The organism is Treponema sp. R6D11 (assembly GCF_054786075.1).
The window spans coordinates 1-5,825 of the sequence record NZ_BDHD01000115.1 but is presented as its reverse complement, the minus strand read 5'-3'; the positions used below and the strand labels follow the sequence as shown (position 1 = coordinate 5,825).

Annotated in this window: 7 protein-coding genes and 1 pseudogene; 4 read left to right on the top strand and 4 right to left on the bottom strand. The window is 43.8% G+C overall.

Annotated elements, in window-relative coordinates:
- Positions 1-1,892, bottom strand: a 1,892-nt coding sequence (locus ACYVTD_RS09280) for a sugar phosphate nucleotidyltransferase (protein ID WP_461247498.1), incomplete at its 3' end; no start/stop codon positions are given.
- Positions 1,893-2,015: 123 nt separating this feature from the next.
- Between ACYVTD_RS09280 and ACYVTD_RS09275 the strand changes: the two genes are divergently transcribed.
- The 4 genes from ACYVTD_RS09275 (at position 2,016) to ACYVTD_RS09260 (ending at position 4,221) form a co-directional block, all read left to right on the top strand.
- Positions 2,016-2,396 carry a BofC C-terminal domain-containing protein gene (locus ACYVTD_RS09275; RefSeq protein ID WP_461247497.1) on the top strand — a complete coding sequence of 127 codons (381 nt, stop codon included), beginning with the start codon at positions 2,016-2,018 and terminating at the stop codon, positions 2,394-2,396.
- A gap of 82 nt (positions 2,397-2,478) precedes the next feature.
- Complete coding sequence (locus tag ACYVTD_RS09270) at positions 2,479-3,072, top strand: sigma-70 RNA polymerase sigma factor region 4 domain-containing protein (RefSeq protein WP_461247496.1); 594 nt, start codon at positions 2,479-2,481, stop codon at positions 3,070-3,072.
- Positions 3,073-3,118: 46 nt separating this feature from the next.
- Complete coding sequence (locus ACYVTD_RS09265; protein WP_461247495.1) at positions 3,119-3,700, top strand: nucleoside recognition domain-containing protein; 582 nt, start codon at positions 3,119-3,121, stop codon at positions 3,698-3,700.
- Complete coding sequence (locus ACYVTD_RS09260; protein WP_461247494.1) at positions 3,688-4,221, top strand: spore maturation protein; 534 nt, start codon at positions 3,688-3,690, stop codon at positions 4,219-4,221. The genes ACYVTD_RS09265 and ACYVTD_RS09260 overlap by 13 nt, the downstream gene beginning before the upstream one ends.
- A 23-nt stretch (positions 4,222-4,244) precedes the next feature.
- Here the strand turns inward: ACYVTD_RS09260 and ACYVTD_RS09255 are convergent, their stop codons facing one another.
- The 3 genes and pseudogenes from ACYVTD_RS09255 to ACYVTD_RS09245 all read right to left on the bottom strand — a co-directional run.
- Complete coding sequence (locus tag ACYVTD_RS09255; RefSeq protein ID WP_461247493.1) at positions 4,245-4,472, bottom strand: hypothetical protein; 228 nt, start codon at positions 4,470-4,472, stop codon at positions 4,245-4,247.
- A 206-nt stretch (positions 4,473-4,678) separates the two neighbouring features.
- Positions 4,679-4,744, bottom strand: a pseudogene (locus tag ACYVTD_RS09250) (hypothetical protein); the annotation flags it as partial.
- Positions 4,745-4,749: 5 nt separating this feature from the next.
- The coding region (locus ACYVTD_RS09245; protein ID WP_461247492.1) for a cation-translocating P-type ATPase at positions 4,750-5,825 on the bottom strand (1,076 nt) is incomplete at its 5' end.

Genomic DNA, 5,825 nt, shown 5'->3' with positions numbered 1-5,825 from the left:
TTTGAGTCTGCAAATTTTCTAATGAAATCCGGCAAGGTGATAGGGAGGACAACTTTTTTAACCCCTCGCGACGCTAAAATGCTGACGAATAATGCCCAAATAGCCTCGTTTGATACCTTCCTGCCCGCTTCGTCATGGATGATAACATTCTCGCCAAGGTCGTCGACATAAAAAGCCAACACGCCGAGTTCCTTCTTATCCAGCACGCGCACGCCAACGCCTTCGAGCATGGTTTTTGCGATATTGCCAGATGTCTCTGCTTTTGAAATAACGGTGATGGGGATGCCGAGTTCCACGCCGCCCATGAAATTATGCAAGTTCTGCAGATAGAATCTGTTATAATCTTGGAATTTGACGATGTTTTTTATTCCAACTGCCTGCTCTCGCGAAAAATCTTCGCGCATGAAAAGTTGTTCAAGCTTTCTTTCTTCATCTCGGCTTAGGTTGATGCCGTGCCTGCTTAAAAAATTAATACTAAGTTTTTGTTTTTCCTCGTTGAAATATAGATATATCCCGCCATCTAGCCCGAAAAAATCGACGGCGGCGCGTGAGGTCGCAAGAGTGCCGACTGAGAAGTCATGAACCTCCGCTCCGCTTGATAATAATCCCGCGATAAGAGCGTCTTTTAACATGAGAACTGCCCCGCCGCTACCGTATGACACGCCTATTTTGCCTTCTTTTATCACCGCGCCGAATGTTGAGCCGAGTTTTGTTGCAAACTCAGGAGTGATATCGACATTGACCGTCCCCGACACTGCTGCGCCGTCGAAAATACTATGTGATATATTGCTTGCAAATACGAGGTTGCTAGAGACAATGCTGTTCCGCTCGATCGTTTTCTTCGGCCAGATTTTGATGTCGGCATACACTTCGCTCAAATCGCCTAGATTGCTTTCATCCCCCACGACGCTGCCTTCAAAACACGAAACTCGCTCGCCCAAGATAGCGCCTTCGCTTATTATGCTTGCGCGGAGTTGCGACCCTTTGCCGATTTTGCATCGCTTATGAATGTAGCTTTCTTTGATGGACGCGTAGGCAGAGATTATCACATCGTCTTCTATTATGCTGTCCGCGCCGATGTGCGCGCCTTCTCCGATTGTAACGTTGTTGCCGATATAAACATTTCTGGCGATTTCAGCACTATCTGCAACGCGTACGTTTTCGCTCGGGGCTATATCGAGGCGGATTTTCCCTGCAAAAACGTCTTTTGTCGCCTGCATATATGTCTTTAAATCGCCGATATCGCACCAATAGTTATCTTGATGCATCGCATAAATCGGCGCGTCGGCTTCAATTAGGCGAGGGAAAACGTCTTTTGAAAAATCGAAGTTTTGCTTGTTTTCGAACTCTTGGAAAATAGCGGTGTTTAGGACGTAAATCCCTGTGTTTATGCTGTCTGATATAACATCAACCCAGTCGGGTTTTTCAAGCAATCTTGTTATTTTATTATTCTCGTCCGCAACAACTACGCCGTATTCAAGAGGCTCTGCGCTACGCGAAAGGCTTATAGTTGCTACAGCCTGCCTATTTTTATGAAAGGTAATTAGCTCGGTTAGGTTGCAATCGGTCAAGCAATCGCCGCTGATGACAAGGAAATCTTCGTTTAATCCAGACGCTGCCTGTTTTACGCTGCCTGCCGTGCCTAGAGGTATTTCTTCGGTGAAATATTTTATTTGGACTCCAAATTCTCTACCGTCGCCAAAATAGTCCATGATTTTTTCTGGCATATACGCGAGCGTGATGTAAATTTCGTTTATCCCATGCTTTTTTAATAAGTCGATTATGTGTTCTAGCATTGGCTTGCCCATGAAGTTTACCATAGGTTTCGGCCTTGTCGATGTCAGTGGGCGCAAGCGCGTTCCCTCGCCGCCAGCCATGATTATAGCTTTCATATGTTCCTCCTAAAAGAGAGTTATTTTAAAAAGAGTTTCGTCTGCAAATCAAAAAAATATACAAATATATGTTTAACTATTTTGTTTTTTGTGCAGAATATGTTTATTAGGAGGAAAATACTTATGACGAAAACTGGTATTTTAGCATTTATTTGCGGCATTATTTACACATTTGTTCTAGGGTTTGCGATGTTCTATTTAGGCACGCGCTTCCCCGCGACGAAGAGCACATTGGCGGCGGAGAGTACGCCAGTGCCGGTCGTATCATACAATATGGAGGAGCCAACAGAATCGCCAGATGGCGCGCTCCCGCCAGACGAAATAAAATATATGATACAAGAATATAACGGCGCGATCGGCGTTTTTAAAGGCACGGAGCTAATTAAAATAGCGGATGTAGATATCGAAAGCCTTCGTGCGGGCGATAGAGAAGCGCTTGTGAAAGGGATAATAGTCGATACTGAAGAGGAAGTCGCAAGGTTGTTAGAGGATTACGGCAGCTGATATTCTTGACTTTTATGGAAAAATATGGTATAATATTATATAATTAAAAACAATTATATAGCTTTCGGGGGATAAAATCAAAATGGCACTTGGCAAACTTACTGATCAGCAATGGGAAATGAGCATCACACGCAATTTAAGCACGAGATATAAAATGTTTTATTGCTTTTTGCTTGGCAAAACGGATAATTTGCCGCTCAATATGCCGCCTGTTCCATCAAAGTTTGAAACATATGAAGATTTCCAAAAAGCATCTTGGCAATGGCACGACAAACGATATGAGGGCGTTCCGGAGTGTAAAGATATTATTGACGCGACGCTTAAAGAATTGACGGAAGATGAACGCCGAGTGGTGGTTATGAGCAAGGGTTTTGACGGAGGAGATACAAAATCCGTAAGCGCGATAGCAGAGCAGCTTAATATGGACATGGAAAAAATAGTGGAAATAAATTGGTCGGCGATTAAAAAATGCAAAAAGGAATTGATTAGAACGCTGTCAGCCTCATCGCCATTTTCGAAAATAAGCAAACCAGATGTTGTTCCTCAAAATGATCCGCAAGAATCTATTCGAGGTGAGTTGTTGCGCATGAGTTCTTATAGCAGCGATGATTATTTGGAAGAAACACCCGCAATTATCGAAGACGAAAAGTTAATTAAGATAAATAAAAAGAGCTAAGGCTCTTTTTTGTTTTAAAACTTCAAAACTATTCATAAGTTTTATTATGATGGATTATATCTGGGCGTTTTTGATCGGTGGCTCGCTCATTACGGGTTTCATAACAGGCAGGTTTGAGGCGGTCACAACCAGCTCGCTAACAGGAGCAGGCGACGCTGTTAAAGTTGCCATCAGCATACTCGGTTCGATGGCGTTATGGTCGGGTCTTATTAAGATTGCCGAGAAGAGCAACTTAATTTCAGTTTTGTCGCGGATTTTATCCCCGCTGACCAGCCTTTTATTCCCTAAGCTAGAAAAAGATAGCCAAGCCATGCGCGCGATTGTTATGAATATGTCCGCTAATATTTTAGGAATGGCAAACGCGGCGACGCCATTAGGCATTATCGCTATAACGGAACTTGCGAAATCAAAAAAATATCGCGGCGGGGTTGCGACGAATGAAATGGCGATGTTAGTTCTTATAAATACGGCGTCTATTCAGCTAATCCCTTCGACGATTATCGCGATGAGGACGAATAATTTAGCAGGAGCAAGCGGCGCGTTCGACATTATCGTGCCTGTTTGGATATGTAGCGTGCTGGCTTTAACTGTCGGGATAATTGTGGCGAAAATAAAATGCAGATCCTAAATTATATATCAAAACTTACCCTACCGATAATTATTTTGCTCATAATAGTCCATGGGATTTACAAAAAAGTCTCGGTTTTTACAGCGTTCATCGATGGCGCGAAAGAGGGTGCAGCAAACCTTGTGAAAATAGTGCCAGCCCTTATCGCGATTTTTGTGGCGATTGCGATGTTTAAGGAAAGCGGGCTTCTATATAACATTGTAAAGTTAATATCGTATGTGTTAAAGCCTATCGGATTCCCTCCGGAGGTTTTGCCGTTAGCAATTATCCGCCCTATTTCGGGTTCGGGTGCGCTGGGGATAACAGGCGATTTGATAAACACGCACGGTGCAAATTCGTATATTGGGCGCGTGGTGTCTGTCATGATGGGGTCAACAGAAACAACATTTTATACAATCGCAGTCTATTTTGGGGCGGTGAAAGTGCGCGACATCCGTTGGACGCTTTGGGCGGCACTAGCCGCGGATCTGACAGGTATATTCGCAAGCGTATATATAGTTCGTATGTTTTGGGGGCATTAAAAAAGCGCTGATGCGCTTTTTTGTTAAGGTGTTGTGGTGTCCGGCGAGACAAGTGGAGAAGGTAGCGGTGAGGTTAGGGGAGAGACGACCGGTGATGTATCTGGCGAAACCATAGGAGAGGCGACTGGAGGTATTGTAGTTGCTCTTGGCAGGTCTTTGTCTTTGTTAGCCATTGCGACAAACCAAACAATCGCGGCGATAAAAATAAATGTTAACAAAACAATCAGCCAAGTCTTTTTTCTGTTGTTCATAATTTTCTCCTTTTGGCATATTGTTTGCATTTTCTTATATTTTTATGCATTAAAAAAGCAGGCATCAGCCCGCTTTTGTTTTATTGTTTATTCCAAACGTAATCAGCTAAATCAAGAACTTTGCAAGAATAACCCCATTCATTATCATACCATGAAACAAGTTTCACAAATGTGTCTGACAATTGGATCCCCGCGCCTGCATCGAAGATCGATGTGTGCGGATCGTGGATGAAATCGCTTGAAACGACTGCTTCTTCGGTGTATGCTAGGATACCTTTTAGTTCGTTTTCGCTTGCTTTTTTGATTGTTGCTTTGATAGCGTCATAATCTCCTTTTTATCATTCACATCAACGCCCAGTGCGAGCCCAGGGAGCGAGTCTGTTATCAGGTTAATCCATAAAATCTGTATCGCGGTTAGCGGGGCAGGCAACCCAATTAGAATTGCGAAAAACATAGTTATGATCTCGCCGAAGTTTGATGAAAGCAGGAATATAACAGATTTTTTAATGTTCTCGTATATTCCGCGCCCCTCTTCAATCGCCTTTTCAATAGTCGCAAAATTATCATCGGTCAAGACCATGTCCGCCGCACCTTTGGCAACGTCCGTCCCCGTGATTCCCATAGCGACGCCGATGTCCGCCGTTTTCAATGAAGGCGCATCATTCACTCCATCGCCCGTCATAGAAACGATGTGCCCTTTTTTCTTAAGAGCTTGGACTATCTTTACTTTGTGTTCCGGGCTGACCCGAGCAAACACGCGCAAATCTTCTATTATATCAAATAGCCCGTCGCCAATCTCGTCAATATCACTACCCTCGAGGATCTGATTAGGTTTATCCGCGATGCCTAGTTGCTTCGCGATGGCGAATGCCGTGTCTTTATGGTCGCCTGTGATCATTATCGTCCTGACGCCGGCTTTTTTGAATGTCTCAACCGCGGCTTTCGCCTCTGGTCTTGGCGGATCTATCATGCCAACTAGCCCAACAAAAACTAAATTTTTCTCCTCTGCTTTTTTTACGCCTTTTCTCATCGCCAAGCCAAGCACTCGCAAAGCTTCTGCGGATTGGACCTTTATTGCGTCGTGAATTTTTTTGATGTCGCTCGAACTAATCTCACGAATTTTGCCATCAATTAAGATATGCGTCGTATGCGCGAGCATTTCGTCGATTGCGCCTTTCGTCCACATAATTGTTTCTCCGTTTTTTTCATATAATGTCGACATCATTTTTCGATCCGAATCAAACGGCAACTCATCTATCCTCTTAAATTCTTTTTCTAATTTTTCTTTCGAAGCATTTACATCCTCGCCCATCTGCACGAGGGCTATCTCTGTCGGGTCGCCTATTTCAAGCG